At 35.1% G+C, this 251-nt stretch carries 1 pseudogene; it reads right to left on the bottom strand.

The features are described 5' to 3' along the window. Nucleotides 1–251 (bottom strand): annotated as a pseudogene (locus SB658_RS26015) (oxalate/formate antiport family MFS transporter); the annotation flags it as partial.

The raw sequence follows: 251 nt of genomic DNA on the forward strand, positions 1-251 counted from the left end.
ATATAAACGCTTGTGATACACCAACTGATTCAATTAACTGTGCGTTAACATATTTAAAGATTAAGCTACCCGAACCATATGCAGAGACAGAAATACCAGCAATTAAACCTTTACGCTTTGGAAACCACTTTATTAAATTGGATAGTGAAGTGATATATGCTGTACCATCTGCATAACCTACAACAACCCCTGCTAGTACATAAAGCAATATTAATGAGGAAGCTTGTGAACTAAGTATTAATCCTAGTCCT

It is taken from the genome of Bacillus sp. SIMBA_008 (genome assembly GCF_046535495.1).
Taxonomy (GTDB): domain Bacteria; phylum Bacillota; class Bacilli; order Bacillales; family Bacillaceae; genus Bacillus; species Bacillus subtilis.